This is a genomic window from Paenibacillus sp. J22P51, from assembly GCF_059692215.1.
In genome coordinates, this window is record NZ_JCAUAZ010000004.1 from 366,183 (window position 1) to 385,622 (window position 19,440).

Sequence of the window (19,440 nt, forward strand, 5' to 3'; positions counted from 1 at the left end):
GCGTGCAAACTGGCCTCAGTTTACACGCCATTACTTTATTCAGACGTAGAATTATTGCGATTCCGATCGCGACCTGCGCGAATTTCCTCAAGGAATACAGGCCACCATTGTTTATGATCGGAGTTTGAATCCAGCTTAGGGAATTCCTCGCTGAGCTTATCCATGATTTCTTTGCCTTTTTTTCGTAAGGCATCCAAACTTCCCATTTCTGGAACAAGCCATTTCCTGCCGATTTGTGCATGCAGCACCTCATCAGCCCAATCGTAGTCTTGGAACATTTTAGCGAGCTCGTTGTCCGATTCCTTGGCAATGAACCATTCTAATCGCTTTCCTGTATCCTTGGGCATGAGTCCTTGTTCGATATACCAGAGGATAATATGGGCTTCCAAAGGCTCGAATACCGTGTTGAGCAGCAGGCTTGTTTTGAAGGAAACAGGATATTTATAGAAAGGCATCCCGTCTTGATAGAGTGCTGCTTCGCCTAGCATGGAATGACGTGTTTCATCCCAGAGCTGCCTGCTCATGTCCTGATAGTATTCCCAAGGTTTTCCTTTGGTTTTATAAATGATCGGCCCCATCCACTCAGGTACATCCATTTCCTTCAATCTTTTGTAAAGAAGTGCGTAGGTTCTCTCGTCGGCTGGTCGATTTTCGTCTAAATAATATTTATCCAACTTAGCGCTCATATTGTCGGTATCCACGAATCGAGCATCCCGACGTGGTTCGACTCTCATTTCGTAAGGCTGATCTGCAACGGTTCTAGGTAGGGGAGGAGCCCAATCATGGGGCTTCTCTAAATCACCAGCAATACCGCCGGCAGCGCATAAGAAATATGTTAGATGTTGCTGCCATTTTTGAGCGGAAATTCGATCTTCTTCTGTTAACATCAATGCCTGAATCGCTTGTTCACCCCAGACGAGCATTTCTTCTTCTTCCATGAGGATGAATTTGAGAACACGACAAGTAGGATGATCCACCAGAGGATTGGTTTCCGCCAAGTGTTTTCGAAGGGAGCGAATAAGTTCAGGCTTGGCAACAGAATAAATCCCTACCATAAGTTCAAGAGTCGTCTCTGAACGAAGGAGTTCGCCAAAGAAAGCTTCAATCCTTTCATCAGGTACAGTATCAAGATGCAATGGAGGTTCCCGCATTTCAATGATTCTCTTCCGCAGCATGCTGCTATGTTCGGCATCCAGCCAAATATGCAACCCGGAAGCACATTTCACTTCCCACTCCGGAACATGAGCGATATGAGCGGCGTAAATTTGAGTCAATTGACTTTCTGCGTAAACATATCTTTTAAGTAAGTTTACATTATGATCAACGTCATATCCGATTGTGCACGCCTTCTCATAATCACATATACCAGCTAATGGCAGCATACCCAAATTATTAATTTGTACGCGTTCCATGTGAATGTTCCCTCCCGAGTTTAATAATCACGAGCTCCTTAGGATTCACTTCCCCAGAGATTTTTCCCGATACCTCTTCGAGATAAACAGGCCGCTCATGCCATAACTCCGAGACACTCTTCAATTCCGGGTAGCTGTGCACAAACAATTCCCCAGCAATTGTTTCATCCGTATCGTTATAAAGTGTGTAAATCACACTGGATTCATCATCGCTAGGAAACATGTTGCAGTATAGGCCAGCTTTCAGTGTTGGATACAGCGGCAGCGGCTTGCTGCTTTGGTAGTTGGCTTTATTCGCCTTCCATACCTGTTTCCATTTCTTAATTTGTGCTTTGTGCTCAGCGTGATAAGGTAACCAGCTGCCGAATACATCTTGCCAGATCAGAATCCCTGTCCCGTTGAAAATAGCTCGTTTAATCAGCAAATCCTTGCGAACACCAACGTGCCAACGAGAGATGATGGGAGAGAAATGCTCCGTCATGACGTACCGGAAAGCATCCACCTCTGGCATGGATTCGCGGTTTTTGAATTGATTCCAGGAACCGGTGATCAGCTTGATTTGATTCCTTTTCTTCGGACGGACTTCGGAGCAGAAGACAAAGCTCGGCTTAACTTGGTTGATCGCTTCGCGAAAGCCGTCAGGCACGCTATCCATCGTATCGAGGAAAACACCGTCGATATCGGTTTCCCGAACCACTTCAACAATGCTGAAGGTAGACTGTTTAGGGGATTCGTCAAATCCAATATCCCACGGCTTGAACGGGAGAAATACTTTGACGTCCTTCGCATGGAATTTCTCAACAAGCTGCTTAAGTCCTAGCATGCCGCCCGGAAAATCCTCGAAAAATTGCCACTGGTTTCTCCGATCTACACCGAGACGCGGATATTGGTGCCAGAGAAGTACGGAATCGTAGCCGCCGAATGACTCACCTTCCGCTAGAAAGCGATCGACCTCAATCTCATTCGTCTCGAAATTGTAAATTTCTTTGCTATACAAGTAAGTGAAATGCTGTATGAAAGTGTCTCTGTACCAGTGAAGCTCAGGACGCTTATATTCCTCGAAATTAATCGGTTCGCGAGCATCTTTGCGCCATTCACTGAAAAATTCAGTCCAGCCGTGATCAATAGCTGTAAATTTGATTTCCATCACATCAGCTAACACCTGATCGGGACGAAGCAGAAACCGATGCTGCTGCAATTCGTTTAACGTAGTCCAAGGCTTCATGTCCATATTGCGATTTTGGACCCAGATGAACCAATTTTCGTTCAAATTCGGAAAGGCTAAACTGAACCCCTGCTGCAGATTGGGATGAAAGATGCCTAGGGGCATCGTGAATTCAACATGCATTTGAACAATGCTGCTGCCATCTCTCTTGGACTGAGGGTTCGATGGGAAGAAGTAATGATTATCTTCTCCCTCTACGAGCTGAAGCTGGGCAAGATAAGGCATGCGCATATAGATTTCGCGCGGCCCCCATTCATCCCATTCCGAGGCCAATTGGATCAGGAAACGGATCGACTGCTCCCCAAGATGATGCAGGAGAATTACTTTCGCGAACAGTCGATTCTGATCGAGTTCAACGCTAAGTTGAACGGATATCATCTCTTCCGTAAGATCGGTGACGGTATCGACCTTGTCAATCTTCCAATGGCTTGCCGGAAGGGAATGACCACCCTCTACCTCCATGACGAATAATTCCCGCTGTTCAGCTGACAAATCTTCGCGGACAGGTATCGCATGATGCCTCACGGAATGCAAGCTTAGGTGATCGGTGAGCTGAAGGGTGAAGCCCATTTTTTCGTTTTCAATGGTGATGCATCCGGTTTGATTATCTGTTCGTATCATGGTGAGCCTCCTTCACGCAGCGGAATCCGACGGTTTCACAACGATTCAAGCCTTCATTCAACAATTGAAATTTCAGATGGAAATCGGTTGGATGGGGTCCACCCTCGGCGTGCCAAGTATGCTGAGCTTTGTAATAGGAACCGCCGCGCAGGAAGGTAAATTTATGCTGCTCGTCATCCACGACATCGGCCACCCATTCCCACGTATTGCCGCTCATGTCGAAGCAGCCATACGGGCTGACGCCATCCGGATAAGCATCAACAGGCTGCGTATCCTGTCCCGCGTCATGGCAGCGATCAGCTTGAAAAGCCGTGCCCCACGGCCATTTTAATTTGTGATCTCCACCCGCCGCGAGCTGCCACTCGATCTCGCTTGGAAGTCTGCTGCCACAGTGGGAAGCGTAGGCCTCAGCATCCCGCTGGCTGACCCAGATGACAGGGTGATGTTCCTTGCCGATAGGAGGTTGCTTCCCATGCCAATGTTTGAGGAAGTTAGTGTCGTCGTCTGGCCAATAACCGCTTTCATTGAGAAACTGTTGAAATTGAAGATTGGTAACAGGGAAACGATCTATATAGAAATCAGGTACGGTAACGAATCGAGGGCCATGATCGCATTGGCAATCCCCTTCCATGATGCGGTGCTGCACACGATAAATGTAGGATGTACCTGGAATGAATACGTGTTCATTGTATTTTGAAGCAGAAGCAATTGGAGTGGAAGTCATGGTAATCGTCGCTCCTTTAGGACAAGTTATAATGAGCCATGGATAGATCAAGAAGTTGACAATACTATCTAAGACCATTTACAATCACAATCATATTTGATTAAACGGTTAACCACAAGGAAATAATTTTGAGGACTGATTTTTATGAAGAGTACCTTTCAAGATTGGATGGATGCTGCCGGTCAGATGGGCACATTCAAAGAGACCATTGTAGAGCGTGTGATCGAAGAGCATGCAGAGTATTGGGCGATGTACATGGAAACGGAACTGCTGCCTGGTGAATGGGTGAGTACATATTTATGGTTAGGCTTCCCAAAGGGTGCGCATGCATATCCATCCGTTATGCACATTCACGGCGGGGGTAATCAGACGCTTAATCTTGACCATGTCAGGCATTTGGTGAGTCAAGGATATGTTGCTCTAAGCTACGATTGGAAGGAAGAAATCAGTGGAGCGGACCGATATAGTGATTTGGCAAACATGCCACTTTCTGATATGGAAGATGAATATGACCCTTTGCAATCGGTCATGCTAACGAGAGTCATTCATGCTAAGAAAATGGTTACTTGGTTAAGCTTGCGTGAAGAGGTTGACCCCAATCGGATTGGCGTATTTGGTATATCCAGAGGCGGCAGCATTACTTGGCTGCTGAATGCATGGGACAATCGACTGAAGGCAGCCGTTCCTATTTACGGCTGTGGTAAGCATTTAGCTCCTGGAAGGCTGAATCGTAATATCCGAAAGGCACATAGCCTAGAGGATACCTTCGAATGGAACCGCTTCTTGGATGGGGTGACACTAGCGTCGCGTCAGCATGCGCCTGTTCTGGCAATGTCAGCGACCAATGATTATTGGGGATGGATGGATGCCGTTTGTGAGGCAACGGTCCAAATTCCGCAAGAAAATCGAGGCTTATTTTTCGCGGCGAATCAGAATCATCAGCTGGATCAATGGGCTGGGAAAACACTGGATCACTGGATGGATGTGCATGTAAAAGGGGAAGGACAATGGCGGCAAACGCCGCGCGTTACCTTCAGCCTGTCTACCATGGAAGGTTATGACAGCTTACTTGCGAATGCCATTTTGGATGCGTCAACCATGCTCCCAGAGAAGCTCCGTTTCTGTTGGTCTTGGTGGGACTTCAGCGAAGTGCTTCCGCCGGGGAGATACTGGCATGTCGTGGAGATGGATGCTTCTGCAGAAGCTAGCATTAAGATTCCCGTCGTGGATCCACAAATAAGCGGCTACTTGTACATAGATGCCGTATACGCCGATGGCGTCAAAACGAGCTCCTTCCCAGTTCGCTTCTCACCGGCTTATCTCGGTGTGAACCTTACGATAGAGAAGTCTAGCCTCGTATTGGCCGATTTCTCGAAGGGGCTTGATGGGTGGAGTTGCCCATTTATGCGAACAGAGCCCTATGATGCTGAATTTCAATATACCTTTCTTGAACATCCGCAGGGAGGCAAGGCCTTAGGTATGGATGAGCCGGATATCCCTTTTCAGCTAGCAACGAATAAGCTTGTGGATCCCATAATGGCCGGCTTATGTGATGCGAACAAGCTGCAAATCCAGCTGTATAACGAGCTCCCTGGGCATTGGGCAGTCACCTTGTTATATCGTCCTGATCAAGCCGGGCAGCAAAGCTGGACCCATGTGCTAACCGTGAATCCAGGGTGGACGGAGTGCTGCTTGAATCGTAACGCCTTTCGCAGCGAGGAAGACATGGAGCTTCCCTACTGGGATAAAGCGCATAGGATAGTCATTTCCTTCCAAGGGTTATCGGAGATTGGTCCATTCGGCAATTCCGCAGTTGGAAAAATTTTATTCACTTAGGAAAAAATCGTAGATTGACACCGTTTTCATATTAGGATATTCTTAGTTTGCAAGATTGCTTAATCGGTTAATCAAATTGCTTAATCGGTTAATCATTGTTAGGTTAGAAAGGGGTTGAATCCGATAGCATGAGTTCCAAATTGAAACAAATATGGACAGACAAAACACTTTATTTAATGCTTCTCCCTGGCTTGGTCTATTTTATTATCTTTCATGTATGGCCCATTATTGAGATGAAACTAGCCTTCTATGATTTTCGGATTATGGGGGATAACGTTTTCGTAGGATTCAAATATTTCCGAGAATTATTCAGCACACCGATCTTTGCTCAAGTTATTCAAAATACATTAATCATCAGTGCGATGAAAATGTTTCTGATTTTTCCGATTCCGATCATTTTCGCTTTAATGCTGAATGAGTTCATGAATGGCAAATTCCGCAAAACAGTTCAAGTCATTTCCTACCTGCCTCACTTCCTATCATGGGTCGTTATCGCGGGGATCTGGTTCGAGTTCCTTTCCAAGTCAACGGGTGCTGTGAATGGGTTAATTCAGTTCTTCGGCTTCCCAGCGCAAGACTTTCTAACAGATAAAGATTCCATTCGCTGGGTGCTGGTCGCAAGTGAAGCTTGGCGTAACATTGGTTGGGACTCCATCATCTTCCTTGCCGCAATTCTTGGTATTAATCAAAGTCTCTATGAAGCAGCGTATGTCGATGGAGCGAGTCGTTGGCATATCATCACCCGCGTCGTGCTTCCTCATCTGTATGTGCCGATGGTAACGATCTTCATTCTAAACGTTGGTTTTATTATGAATGCTGGGCTTGATCAGGTGTTAAACTTCACGAACGATTCTGTGAATAGTCAGATCGATATTATTGATACCTACGTGTATCGGGTTGGTTTGATTAATGGTCAATACTCATTTGCCACAGCGGCGAATTTGTTCAAAAGCGCAATTGGTGTAGTGCTCGTCCTATCTACACATTTCATTTCCAAAAAACTCACCTCAAAAGGTGCATGGTAAGGAGGCAGTTTCATGGTAGGTAGAAAAATTACCGTACCCAAGTTGTTGATCGGGGCCATATTATCCGTCCTTACATTGACGATGTTTGTACCGATTATGAACATATTTGCCAAAGCGTTCTCCAGCCCTGATAAAGTTCGCTTCATCCACGGCTATGATATTTGGCCAAAGGGCTTTTCACTCATACACTTTCAGGTTGTATTCAGTAATGAACTGATAGGCAGGGCGCTTATGAATTCCTTGTTTATCACCATCGTAGGAACATGCTTTAGTGTTTTCTTTACGACGATTACAGCCTATGTGTTGACACGCAAAAATTTGGTTGGTAAGACACCGCTGATGATTTTCCTAATCATCATTATGATTTTCGAGCCTGGGATCGTGCAGGAATATATGGTGATCAAGGACCTTCATTTACTTGATAGTCTCTGGGCCATGGTGATCTACCGGACGATTAATGTGTTCTATCTCATCATTATGATGCGATTTATTGAGGAGATTCCCGAATCCTTACTGGAAGCCGCTAAGATTGATGGGGCCGGGCATATGCGAGTCTTTACCCAGATCGTTTTACCGCTTTCCAAAGTACCCGTGCTTACTATTAGCATGTTCTATATTGTAGCCAGATGGAATGAGTTTTTTAAATCAAGCATTTTCCTTTCCAGTCGTGAAAATACAGTGCTACAAGTATTGCTTAGACAGTTCATCGTAGAAGGTGATACCTCCGCATTGGTGGGTTCAGCCAATCTATTGAAAAATAACAACATTGCTCAGCTTGATTTCTCAGCTTTAAAGGCAGCTACCATTGTTATCGCGATGATCCCGATTCTTGTGCTATATCCCATTATTCTCAAGCATTTTGCTAAGGGTGTAATGGAAGGCGGCGTTAAAGAATAGATGCTTTAAGCTTATGTTTACGATGCCAATTTTTCTGGCAAAAAACTTTTAGGAGGAAATACGATGAAAAAAGTGCTACTTACGTCGGTTGCAGCATTAATGGTGCTCACCACAGCTTGCAGTTCCGGGGGGAACAAGACAACTGAAACAACATCGCCTGCAGCAACCAATGCAGCGACACAAGGTCCAGTAACACTTAACATTGTGGCGAAAGATTTCGCGGCAGATGATCCTAACGTTCAGAAGCTAGTTAAAGGTATTGAAGAAGGTATGAAAGCAGAAGGCAAAAACATTAAGCTGCAAATCGTACCTGTGCAAAGTGGAACGTACTCCGAAAAGTTAGGCCTTTTACTGCAAGGCGGGAATATTCCTGACTTAATGTACTTCCAAGGTGGAGACTATCAATTTGCAATTACACAAAAAATCTTAACAGATTTGACGCCTTACATTGAGAAATCAACGCATGTGAAAGCTTCCATGAGTGATTACAACAAAGAAAGAATGAAGAATTACCCTTACCTGCTATGGCTATCACCGATCAACAGTGCCGTTCCAGTTGTCCGCCAAGATTGGATGGATAAAACAACGTCAGGCAAAGAAGTTTTAGCTAATCCTACTGCAGATAATTACTACACGTTCTTCAAAGAATTGAAAGAAAAGAACGGCGCGAAATACGCTTATACAACAGCTGGCAACTTAGATGAGCTGGATGTGATGTTTGCTCAATCATTCGGCTTGACATCCACATGGCTTAAAGGTGCAGATGGCAAGTATGTATACAGCAGAACAAGCGCAGCTGAGAAAGAAAAATTGGCCTTTTACGCGAAACTTTACAAGGATGGTTTGCTCGATCCGGAGTATTTGACGAAGAAGTTTGATACGAAAGAAAAAGCTTTCTATGAAGGCCAAGCAGCGGTTGTTGCTGGTACACAAGGTAAAGTTATTGATATCTATAACACAAAGATGACGGGACAAAATGGCGCAGCTGCGAAGCTAACTCCGCTTCCACCTGCAAAAGGGAAAGCACAAGGCTATACGCCGGTTGATATCAGTAAAGAAAGCCGTGGATTTGCGATTTCTGCCGGTTCCAAGAATAAAGACGCAGCTTTCGCTGTCCTCGAGTATATGGCTAGTCCAAAAGGACAAATGCTGGACAAGCTTGGTATTGAAGGTCAAGAGTATACCATCGTTGATAATAAAATTAAATTAACAGATAAATTTGCTTCTTGGTTCCCGCATTTCGTGGAGTCCACGCTTAATTTCAAACCAGATAAAGCATTTGACCCAGCAACGCCTTACCTATCCGCACCGGCAGTGAAATCTTTGGAAATGTTCACTTCCATGTCAACCAAAGACAATGCGTTTATTATGCCTGCTGATTTGGCAGCGAAATGGGATGCAGCCCTTGCAGTCTACAAAGGATTTGCTGCTGATGTTGTGACAGGTAAGAAAACAGTGGCAGATTTCGATAAATTTGTAGAGCAATGGAATGCTGCTGGCGGTAAAGACGTTACAGAATACGCGAATAAAACGATCAAATAAATAGAACTGCAAAGTGTGGGGCAGGGATGCCTCACACTCCCTGTAGAGGGAGTGGAGAGAAATGATTACATTTGCTGAGAGAGTCAAAGGTGTAGTGTTCGGAACGGCTTATGGCGATGCTATGGGCGCTGTTGTTGAGAAGTTAACGTATGGCGAGATTAAAAGCAGGTACGGCCGAGTAGATACAACGATGACAAAGTGGTGGAAAGCCGACTGGCCGGAAGCTGCAAGGCTTGGACGAATGAGAGGCGAAGGTATCGTCACCGACGATACATTAATGACGCTTGCTCTGATGAATGTTTATTGCACGGAACAGCGTCATCTGGACGCTTATGATCTTGCCAATGAGTTCGTGAAGGAAATTGCCTTCCGACCTAGATATATTCCTGAGTTTGGTAAAGAGGCTTTAATTATGGATAGGCTCTTCTACCCGGAAAAGCACATTTTCAATCGCCATGTGCTAGCGAATTGCGAGCCTCGCGAAGGCGGCTATGGCAATATGGTTAACTGTGGCGCGGCGATGTATATTGCTCCGATCGGGATTGTAAATGCATGTAATCCGAAGGCAGCATACGATGAAGCAATTCTATTTGCTTCTGGGCATCAGGTCAGCTATGGCTTAGAAGCGGCTGGCGTGATGGCTGCTTGTGTGGCTCAAGCCTTCGTACCAGGCGCTACGGTGCAAGATATCGTAGAAACAGCCTTACGATATGCCAAAGATGGTACCAAACGGGCGATTCAAGACATTTGTGAAGCGGCAACTGAGCTCAAACACGTGAAAGAAGATCGCGATGCAGTCGTAGCTCGTTTTCATGCAGTTATTGCTCATTATTCTCCTATGGGAGACGATGTGACGCGAAGCATTGATAAAGTAGGTATTCCATCCAATCACTATACGCCTAGTCGGTTGTTTGCAATTGAGGAGCTTCCACTAGCATTAGCTTATATCGTTTTACATGATGGTAATTTGCTAGAAGCCGTTAAGGATGGCGTTAGCTCAGGCCGTGATACAGATTCTATTGGTGTCATGATTGGTGCTATTCTCGGTGGTATGCAGGGGATGGCTGCCATTCCTGCTTCAGAGATTGCCGTGCTGGAATCCGCGAATAAGCAAGATATCGAGCAGAATTGTGATCGATTTGTCGATGCAGCAACAGCGATTATTACACAAGATTTAGAAATAAACATGCGAAGACAAGATCAACTTCGGTTTAAATAAATAAAGGCGGGTGTTTGGTTTGATACCATCAAATTATTTGGAGAAATTGTATGCCGGCTACTTGGGCATGAACATTGGAATCAGGCTTGGTGCGCCAGTTGAGCCAACGATTTGGACCTATGAAAGAATTAAAAACACGTATGGTGAAATCACGAACTATGTGAAGGATTACAAAAATTTCGCAGCAGACGATGATGCGAATGGTCCCTTTTATTTTTTGAGAGCACTCTATGATGATGCAAAAGATCGCGATATTACACCGAATGATGTAGCTCGGGCTTGGCTTAACTATACGCGTGAGGGCGTCGGTATGTTCTGGTGGGGCGGTTACGGGATTAGCACGGAGCACACGGCTTACATCAATTTGAAAAAAGGAGTTCCGGCTCCTCAGTCTGGTTCGATCGAGCAAAATGGTCAATTGATGGCTGAACAAATTGGCGGTCAAATCTTTATCGATACGTGGGGCTTGGTTAACCCAGGCAACCCGAAGAAAGCTGCTGATTTCGGCGAAGCTGCTGCACGGGTATCCCATGATGGCGAAGGCGTATACGGAGCTAGATTTTTCTGCGCGGCGATTGCTGCCGCTTTTGAAACTAATAACATTAATGAGATTATCGAAGCAGGTCTTGCCCAAATTCCTGCAGAGTCTACGTATACCAAAGTCGCAAGAGCCGTATTGAAATTCCACGATGAGCAGCCTGACGATTTCAGAGCTTGTCGCGATATGCTGGAGCGGGATTGGGGCTACGATAAATACAGAGGCGTATGTCACATGATTCCGAATGCGGGCGTATGTATTTTGGCAATGATTTATGGTCAAGGTGACTTTAATCGAACGGTTGAAATCGCTACAATGTGTGGCTGGGATACGGACTGTAATGCAGGTAACGTGGGTACGGTTTTAGGGGTTGCTTGTGGTATCTCAGGCATTGCTGATAAATATCGTAAGCCGATCAATGATTCCATCGTTATGTCGGGAATTTCCGGTTACTTAAACATCTTGGATATTCCAACGTACGCGAAGGAGCTTGCGATTCTTGGGTATAGACTCGCTGGTGAGTCTTGTCCGCAGGAGTTGAAGGATAGCTTCGTTGAAGATGAAATCTATTTTGATTTCGAGCTGCCAGGTTCAACGCATAACTTCCGAGTGTCGGATCCATTCTTCTGTATGACTAAGCATTCTACTGAACAAGCGTTTAAAGGTACTGGCTCTCTTGAAGTGGTATTTGACCGTATGACGCGTGGCGAGCTATCCAAAATTTTCTACAAGCCTTTCTACACACGTGATGATTTCAGTGATGAAAGATATTCACCTGTGTTCTCGCCGAAAGCTTTCTCAGGTCAAACGGTATCCATGGAAATTTATCTCGACCAATGGGGCGGGAATGAATTGATGGGTGTTGCTCCCTACGTGCGATTGGCCAACAGTAAGAAAGAATTAGTGCAGGGTTATGTAAAGCTTGTTAATAATGATTGGCTTCATCTCGAATTCCAGATTCCGGACTCCGAAGGTGAATTGATCGACGAAGTAGGGATCGTATTGGAAGCCTATTCGACACGTAAACCGAAAAGCTTAGGCCGTATTTTCATTGACCAGTTTAGAATTAATGGCAAAGCTGATTATACGATTGACTTTACTAAGCAGGCGATCAATTTTGGCTGTATCACACCGTTTGCTCACAACTTGGGAGCATGGAGCATTGAAAATGGCGCGATGTACCTCATGACTGCGGAAACAGCTGAAGCTTACACAGGCGCGTACTTCGCCAAGGATTATACCTATACGGTACATGTGAAGCCTCATTATGGTACTTCCCATTTGGCAGCTGTTCGTGTTCAAGGCGCAATGCGCGGTTATCACGTTGGATTCGACGGTGAGAATGAAGTTTCATTATATATCAATGATTTTGGGTACAAAAAGTTAACAGGCGTATCTTATCCTTGGCAGCATGATCAAGATTATGTTTTCAAAGTGACTGTACAGGGAAGTACAATTACACTATATATTAATGAAGAAGAAATTTTAAAGCATACCGATAACACGTTTGAGTATGGTATGTTTGGTGTTAGTACAATTGCTGCGGCAAGGACATCTTATAGCAACATGAGATTAACGGAGATTTAGTAAGATGACACCGCTGGGATGGTAGCTGTTAGAGGCTCATTTCAGCGGTTTCCCTTATGCTGTCAGCCAATTGATGCATGATACAGAAACTCGATTGCGAATTGGGGATGGGATGAGAACATGGTTCGAGAGAAGAAGCCTACATTAAAAGAAATTGCCGAGCTAGCGGGGGTTACCAAAGCGACGGTTTCTATGGTGCTGAATAATACAGGAAGAGTCAGTCAAGAGCTGCGGGAAAAAGTGAAACGGATAGCGGATGAGCTTGATTACCGTCCCAATGTTATTGCTCAAGGCTTGGCTCGTCAGCATATGAAGCTGATTGGCATGGTTATTCCGTCATTTCATGATGACTTTAGTCATGAGGTGTTTTTGGGTATAGAAAATTATGCCAAAGAGCGTGGCTACAAAATTTTAGTAGGTCTCACGAACAATGAAGGTGAAGCGGAAGACAGCATTATTGAGGAGTTTTTACAGCTGAATAGTGCGGGGCTGATCATTCATCCTTCTCCCAATGTTGATAGTAAAGAGCGTATGTATCGTAAGCTTCAGCAAGAGAAGGTTCCTTTTGTATTCTATACGCGTTATCCCATAGATGGTAATACCGATTATAACCGTGTACTCTGTGACGATGTACTTGGGGGACGGTTAGCTACGGAGCATTTGCTTGAAAAAGGTCATAAACGGATTGCCTTTTATACGAATCGATATGTGAAAAATACGAATGACTCCATCAATAAGAAAAAAGGGTATGAATTAGCACATAAAGAAGCCGGCCTGTCAGTGGATCCGCAGCTTTCGATCAGCTCGGAGATGTTCTCCGCTGACAATCCGATCAGTGACTGGGTTCGGGCACATCAAGTAACAGCCATATTCGTATCAACGGATTATACAGCTATTAATATCATGGAAAGGCTGCAAAATAGCGGCATTCGGATACCAGAGGATGTTGCGATCGTAGGTTACGATGATATTCGTATGGCTAAGTTATGTACCCCTAAGCTGACAACGGTCCGAGTGCCTAAGAAGGAAATCGGAATGAAGACAGCGGAGATGGTATTGTCTATGATCGAACATCCGATACTGCGTCACAAACATGAAATGATCGAGACGCCAGAGCTCGTGGTCAGAAGGAGCAGTTAAGCCTATGGAAACGAAATTTGTACGAAATCGCGTTGAAAAAGTAAGACGTTCTACCCTCATTGTCCCTGGCAATGTGGAACGGTTTATTCAGAAAGCGGTAACGCGCGGTGCAGATACGGTACAGCTTGATTTGGAAGATAGTGTTCCTGTCGATCAGAAAGACATCGGCCGTCAGATGGTGCGTGAAGCACTGAACACGATGCCTTTGACTTCTACACAAATCAATGTGCGATTGAACAATGCATGGGAGATGTGTGAGAAGGATTTAACTTGTTGTGTAGCCCCGCGGCTGCACAGTGTAACCATTCCTAAAGTTGAAGATATCGATATCATTCATGACGTGGAAGCGAAGCTGACCGATTTGGAACGGGAACGCGGCTTGTCGGAAGGACATACAGAAATCTCAATCTTAATTGAATCAGCCCTAGGACTGTCTCGATTAGGTGAATTGCTTGCAGCTAGTGATCGCATTAGCACGGTGACACTTGGCAATGAAGACTTCTGTCTTGATTTAGGGATTGAAGCCTCATCGACAGGTGAGGAGCTGTTTCCTTATTATGCTCAGGTTGTTTTGCAAGCCCGAATTCATCAGGTGATGCCGCTTGGTTTCGTCTCTTCGATTGCCGATTTTCGGAATTTAGATAATTTTCGACGCTTAGCGGAGAAGAGTAAGCAACTAGGTTTTATGGGCAGCTCATGCATTCATCCAGACCAAGTAGCCATTCTGAACGAGGTATATACCCCGCGGCAGGAAGAGCTAGATAAGGCCATGGGAATTGTACAAGCCTATGAAGAAGCACAACAGCAGGGCAGATCGTCCTGTTCCTATATGGGTAAAATGATTGATCCACCCGTTTATTTACGGGCGCAATTCTTACTGAAACGCAACACGATTCTGGTTGGCAAGGAGTGAATGACAAATGAATAAAGCTCTTCATCGTATGTTGAATCCGATTTCTATTGCCGTCGTCGGTGCCAGCGAGAAAATGAATTACGGCGGCAGATTAATGAAAAATTTGCTGACGCAAGGTTATGCGGGGCAATTATTTCCCGTTAATCCAAAAAGCAGTGAAATATTCGGCGTACCTTGTTACGCTTCACTTGATGACATACAAGCTGATATCGATTTGGCTGTCATTATTGTGAAAGCAGAGGCGATCGAGACATTGCTTGAGCAATGTGAGGCTAAGCAAGTTGGCTCCGTATTAATCATCAGTGCTGGATTTAGGGAGTCAGGGACAGAGGCTGGCGAACAGCGCGAGCGTTTGCTAACCGCATGGTCGGAACGGACAGGCATTCCAATCTGTGGTCCCAACTGCTTGGGGCTCAGCTCCAGCACGGCTAACATGTGGGCCAGTTCTGCCTCCTCTATCGGGGAAAGCAAACGTGCCGGGGGATCTGTCGGACTTATTTCCCATAGCGGAGCTACGGCATTCGGTCCTTTGCTTAATCGCGCCAATGATTACGGTGTTGGCTACCGTTACATCGTTTCGACCGGCAATGAAGCAAGTGTCTCGATGACACAGTTTGCAGATTTCATGCTGGACGATCCGGATGTGAAAGCTGTCGGACTTTTCATTGAAGGCATCAAAGATGGGAAAGCGTTCGCCAAGCTGGCTGATAAAGCGCTTAAGCTGGGTAAACCGATTATTACTCTGAAGATTGGCGAGTCCGCTGTTGGACAAAAAGCAGCAGCTAGTCACACCGCTTCGATGACAGGAGATCAGCAAGTCTTTGATGCTTTCTGCCGTCAAAAAGGCATCCTGGCAGCTAAGGATTATGAAGAGTTCATCGCGCTTGTGAAAAGCAGTGAATACAGCAAACCGCTTACCGGGCGTCGTTTCGCGGTATTATCGCATTCCGGCGGTATCGGCGGGTTCGTTGGCGACAAAATGGGTGCTGTAGGACTTAGTGTACCTCAACTCCAGGCTGATACCGTTTCCCGCATTGATACGCTGCTGACTGGATTCGGGACGGCCAATAATCCGCTCGATTTGTCTGGCACGATGCAAACGGAACAAATTCTTGAGATCCATGCCGCACTTGAAGGTGAGGCGGAATTGAACGGAATTGTATACGCAACGCATGGTAAAGCTCCGCTAACGGAACGTCTTGGCGCGCTGGATCGTTCGTCAAATAAGCCTTTGTACTGGTTGTGGACAGGAAGTCTGGAAGACCCTGAATTGCAAGCTGTTAAGAAGCTTCCAATCCCGCTCTTCTTTAATCCGAAGCAATTAGCTTCCACGCTTACGCGTTTGGTAGAGTTTTATGAACGTTCCCGCGGTGCTGAATTAAGTGTAGAAGTTGCAGCCAATCGTAAGACAACAGATGGTGCGGCGCAATTGCAGGAATTTGCGAAGCAGACAAGCTCTTTGACACTGACGGAGATCGAAGGCAAGCAGGTGCTTCAATCCGTCGGTATTTCCGTTCCAGAGAATTACTTCTTACCGGTTGACGGCGATATTGCCTCGTTCCTCAGCACAATTCCTTTCGATGGCAAACGTTATGTGGCAAAGCTAGTGTCACGAACGATTACGCATAAAAGTGATAGCGGCGGCGTGGCTTTGAACCTGAAGCAGCCGGAGCAGGTGCAGGAATTCTTTGAGCGTCGTATTCAACAAAATGCAGCGGACGTGGATGGGATGCTGTTGGAGGAAATGGTCGGAGACAAAGTGGAGCTGATCTTAGGGTCGACCAATGACCCGATCTTCGGTCCAGTTGTTCTGATCGGCCTTGGCGGCGTGCTAACCGAGCTGTTCCAGCTAGTTACTTGGCGTGTGGCTCCTTTCGACAAAGAGGAAGCAAAGCGAATGCTCGGCGAGATTAAGGGCCTTCTGACGTATCTACAAGGCTTCCGCAACATGCCGGAGACCGATATGGACGCTCTGCTCCAAACCTTGGAAACCTTCTCCTACTGGGTATATGATCAGCAGGATACGATTGAGAGTGTAGAGATTAATCCGCTTGCTGTTTTACCGAAAGGTGAAGGTGTTAACGCGCTCGACTGTGTCATTACATTGAAATCAGATGCTGTGCAAGCCGTGTATAGCGAAATCTAGGGGGTGTAACATGCAGAAGAAGACAGCGAAAATCGTCGTCGTTGGCAGCATCAATATCGATCTTGTCGTGAAGTCTGAGCATATTCCAGTCGCAGGGGAGACCGTGACTGGGCAGGAATTCGTCATGATCCCCGGTGGAAAAGGTGCAAATCAAGCGGTTGCTGCCGCGAGGCTAGGCGCACAGGTTGAAATGGTTGGCTGCGTAGGCGGCGACCCTTTCGGGAAACAGATGCTGGAGCAATTAACGAATGAAGGCGTTGGAACATCTTACGTATTGGTGGATCCTCAGCAAACAACAGGTGTGGCGCTCATTCAAGTGCAGGATGGGGAAAACCGGATTACGGTTGTCCCAGGTGCGAATGCCAGCGTGACGCCAGCGCATGTAGAGCGTGCCAAGGATGTGTTTGTTGGTGCGGATATCTTGCTCGTTCAACTTGAGATTCCCCAAGAGACGGTTATGCGCGCGGTTCAACTTGCCCAAAGCCACGGCGTGAAAGTGATCTTGAACCCTGCGCCAGCTGCGGTGCTGCCGGATGAGATTTGGCCGTTTGTTAATTTGGTAACTCCTAATGAGACAGAGGCAGCTATTCTGACTTCTGGACAGATTGCGGGTGCAGATCATGCAGGAATCATGAACGAGCTGCGTAGCTTGACGAAGACCGATGTGATCATTACCCAAGGCGAAAAAGGGGTTTCCTATCACTTGAATGGAGTAGCAGGCACTTACCCTGCTTATCGCGTTAACGTGGTGGATACTACGGCAGCCGGCGATTCCTTCAATGCCGCATTGGCGGTATGGCATGGAGAAGGGTACACCCTGGAGCAATCGATCGAGTTTGCGGCGAAAGTTGGCGCACTGACTGTATCGAGCTTCGGAGCTCAGACTTCGCTGCCGACTCGGCAAGAAGTGGATCAATTTGAGGGCAGTTTTAACGAGTAGATTACGAGTAAAATGATATGCATTGAACCGAACCAGCAGACATGGCGTTTGCTGGTTTTTTTTGTTCGATTGCGGGGACTGCCCGTTCGTGATTCAACCACGCCTAGAAATTGAATAACTGGAAAATTTCCAGTTATTTTTCGCATTTTTCGCTCAAAAGTTAAAGTAACTGGAAAACATGCAGTTAATTCTGCGAGAATCGCAGCAATCGCTCAAAATGGACAAAATTAACTGTAGGAAATCCAGCTATTCGTTAAATCACCAACAATTCGCTACTTTTAACAGTAGAAAATCCATTCATTTGTGGAGAGACTTGGGGCTGGTTTTGTGAGGGCAGGTAGTGGATAGGTAGCAGTAGTGGGGAGTTGGTGAGTAGCGAACTGGCATATAAATATGCGAATTCGGGTGTATCGAAAGAACAACTCCTACACGAATTCAAATGTGATAGAATGGAACTGATTCAACTTCTGAGAAGTATAAAATCCGATGAGTTGCTGCTAGAAGTTAAAGCAAATGGTAAGTTTTCTGGAAAAGGAGAGCCAATCGTGAATCCAGATCGTAGAAATTTAGTTGCGGTAACTGAAAAATTGGAGCAGTCCGGCATTAGCTATTCTTTGGGCGGAAGTGGTTTAATGCTGAGCTTGGGTTTAACAAACACGGTAGGTGACTGGGATGTCATGGTTGAAGCCCCGAAAGAACAAGTGTTGATTGCTTTACAGCACGATCAAATTGAAGAGAAGACAAGCGGGGACTATCCCTTTGGAACCAATTATAAGCTAGTTGTTCATAGCGAGGGCCCGCAAGTGGAAATCATCGGGGGACTCTCCATCTATACAAGTAAAGGCCTATGCAGGCTGCCCTCTATTCCGAGTTCAACTTGGAACGGGATTCAGGTTGGCAGTCCTGAAGTCTGGTATGTTGCCTATGCGTTAATGAACAGGACGGAAAAGGCCGCCGTATTGCTTGCTTATTTGAAGGAAGCTGGAGCAAATAATGATATACTTCATTTATTGATGAATGAACCGATCACTGATGAAATAACGGGAGAAATCAGCTCTCTTATCGAAACGTAAAAGGACGAAACAATGGACAATCAGATCACAATTCAAGCTTTAAAGTATGGAAATCAACTACATTATGAATGGCAAACAACCTTATTAGAAAAGACAGATTCACATATCGTTGTCTTGGGAGAGTACGGAAGGCAGCTGCATCACTATACGAAGCAAAGCGTATTCACGGTTGAAAATTGGACCATTGAATTTTTCTCGTTTGATTCTTGGTTTACGGTTAGCGCAGATGTCGTGGACGGTAAATTCGAACAATTCTATTGTAATATCAACCAGCCGGCAGTGATGAAGGGAAATACGGTTTCTTTTGTAGATTTAGATCTTGATTATGTGCGGAGAAACGGTGTCTGGCAGGTTGTTGATGAAGATGAATTCGTGACGAATGCGATCAAATTCGGCTATCCAGTTGAACTGATCCATCAAGCCGAGCAAGAGTTAGTGGCCTTAAAGGAAAAGGTAAGCAAAAAGGAATTCCCTTTTGATGGATATCTCGACATGTTTATGGATTGTATTCCTAGGCAATGAAGGCATGCGAGTGCAAGATTGAATTTCATAATTAAAAAAGAAGCTTGCCTCGCGGCGGCTCCTTTTTTCTTTGTACGATT

General features: G+C 45.6%; 15 protein-coding genes. 12 read left to right on the forward strand and 3 right to left on the reverse strand.

The genetic code is table 11. The features are described 5' to 3' along the window. Positions 1–35 precede the first annotated feature (35 nt). Genes AC58QC_RS12505 through AC58QC_RS12515 form a run of 3 tightly spaced genes read right to left on the reverse strand, consistent with a single transcriptional unit; the run spans position 36 to position 3,982 of the window. Complete coding sequence (locus AC58QC_RS12505; protein WP_497415468.1) at positions 36–1,412, reverse strand: hypothetical protein; 1,377 nt, start codon at positions 1,410–1,412, stop codon at positions 36–38. Further along, positions 1,393–3,258 carry a hypothetical protein gene (locus tag AC58QC_RS12510; RefSeq protein WP_497415469.1) on the reverse strand — a complete coding sequence of 622 codons (1,866 nt, stop codon included), beginning with the start codon at positions 3,256–3,258 and terminating at the stop codon, positions 1,393–1,395. The genes AC58QC_RS12505 and AC58QC_RS12510 overlap by 20 nt, the downstream gene beginning before the upstream one ends. After that, complete coding sequence (locus AC58QC_RS12515) at positions 3,242–3,982, reverse strand: formylglycine-generating enzyme family protein (protein WP_497415470.1); 741 nt, start codon at positions 3,980–3,982, stop codon at positions 3,242–3,244. Before AC58QC_RS12515 ends, AC58QC_RS12510 begins: the two co-directional genes overlap by 17 nt. A gap of 144 nt (positions 3,983–4,126) precedes the next feature. Between AC58QC_RS12515 and AC58QC_RS12520 the strand changes: the two genes are divergently transcribed. The 12 genes from AC58QC_RS12520 (at position 4,127) to AC58QC_RS12575 (ending at position 19,360) form a co-directional block, all read left to right on the forward strand. Then, positions 4,127–5,818 (forward strand): dienelactone hydrolase family protein, encoded by a 1,692-nt coding sequence (locus AC58QC_RS12520; protein ID WP_497415471.1) that lies wholly within the window; start codon positions 4,127–4,129, stop codon positions 5,816–5,818. Positions 5,819–5,946: 128 nt separating this feature from the next. Beyond that, on the forward strand, positions 5,947–6,843 hold the full coding sequence (locus tag AC58QC_RS12525; protein WP_497415472.1) for an ABC transporter permease: 897 nt from the start codon (positions 5,947–5,949) through the stop codon (positions 6,841–6,843). 12 nt (positions 6,844–6,855) lie between these two features. Then, positions 6,856–7,740, forward strand: coding sequence for a carbohydrate ABC transporter permease (locus AC58QC_RS12530; protein WP_497415473.1), 885 nt, complete (start codon positions 6,856–6,858; stop codon positions 7,738–7,740). 63 nt (positions 7,741–7,803) lie between these two features. Then, entirely contained in the window at positions 7,804–9,282 is a 1,479-nt protein-coding gene (locus tag AC58QC_RS12535) for an extracellular solute-binding protein (protein ID WP_497415474.1), read from the forward strand. 61 nt (positions 9,283–9,343) lie between these two features. After that, positions 9,344–10,501 carry an ADP-ribosylglycohydrolase family protein gene (locus tag AC58QC_RS12540; RefSeq protein ID WP_497415475.1) on the forward strand — a complete coding sequence of 386 codons (1,158 nt, stop codon included), beginning with the start codon at positions 9,344–9,346 and terminating at the stop codon, positions 10,499–10,501. 10 nt (positions 10,502–10,511) lie between these two features. Continuing rightward, positions 10,512–12,626: an ADP-ribosylglycohydrolase family protein gene (locus AC58QC_RS12545; RefSeq protein WP_497415476.1), complete on the forward strand. Its 2,115-nt coding sequence runs from the start codon at positions 10,512–10,514 to the stop codon at positions 12,624–12,626. Between the two features lie 120 nt (positions 12,627–12,746). Then, on the forward strand, positions 12,747–13,766 hold the full coding sequence (locus AC58QC_RS12550) for a LacI family DNA-binding transcriptional regulator (RefSeq protein WP_497415477.1): 1,020 nt from the start codon (positions 12,747–12,749) through the stop codon (positions 13,764–13,766). 4 nt (positions 13,767–13,770) lie between these two features. Next, complete coding sequence (locus tag AC58QC_RS12555) at positions 13,771–14,679, forward strand: HpcH/HpaI aldolase/citrate lyase family protein (RefSeq protein WP_497415478.1); 909 nt, start codon at positions 13,771–13,773, stop codon at positions 14,677–14,679. A gap of 7 nt (positions 14,680–14,686) precedes the next feature. After that, positions 14,687–16,825 (forward strand): acetate--CoA ligase family protein, encoded by a 2,139-nt coding sequence (locus AC58QC_RS12560; RefSeq protein ID WP_497415479.1) that lies wholly within the window; start codon positions 14,687–14,689, stop codon positions 16,823–16,825. A 10-nt stretch (positions 16,826–16,835) separates the two neighbouring features. Next, positions 16,836–17,765 carry a ribokinase gene (gene rbsK / locus AC58QC_RS12565; protein WP_497415480.1) on the forward strand — a complete coding sequence of 310 codons (930 nt, stop codon included), beginning with the start codon at positions 16,836–16,838 and terminating at the stop codon, positions 17,763–17,765. Between the two features lie 545 nt (positions 17,766–18,310). Then, a complete protein-coding gene (locus tag AC58QC_RS12570; RefSeq protein WP_497415481.1) occupies positions 18,311–18,838 on the forward strand; it encodes a hypothetical protein in 528 nt (175 codons plus the stop codon). 12 nt (positions 18,839–18,850) lie between these two features. Beyond that, positions 18,851–19,360 carry a DUF402 domain-containing protein gene (locus AC58QC_RS12575; protein ID WP_497415482.1) on the forward strand — a complete coding sequence of 170 codons (510 nt, stop codon included), beginning with the start codon at positions 18,851–18,853 and terminating at the stop codon, positions 19,358–19,360. Positions 19,361–19,440: the final 80 nt, after the last annotated feature.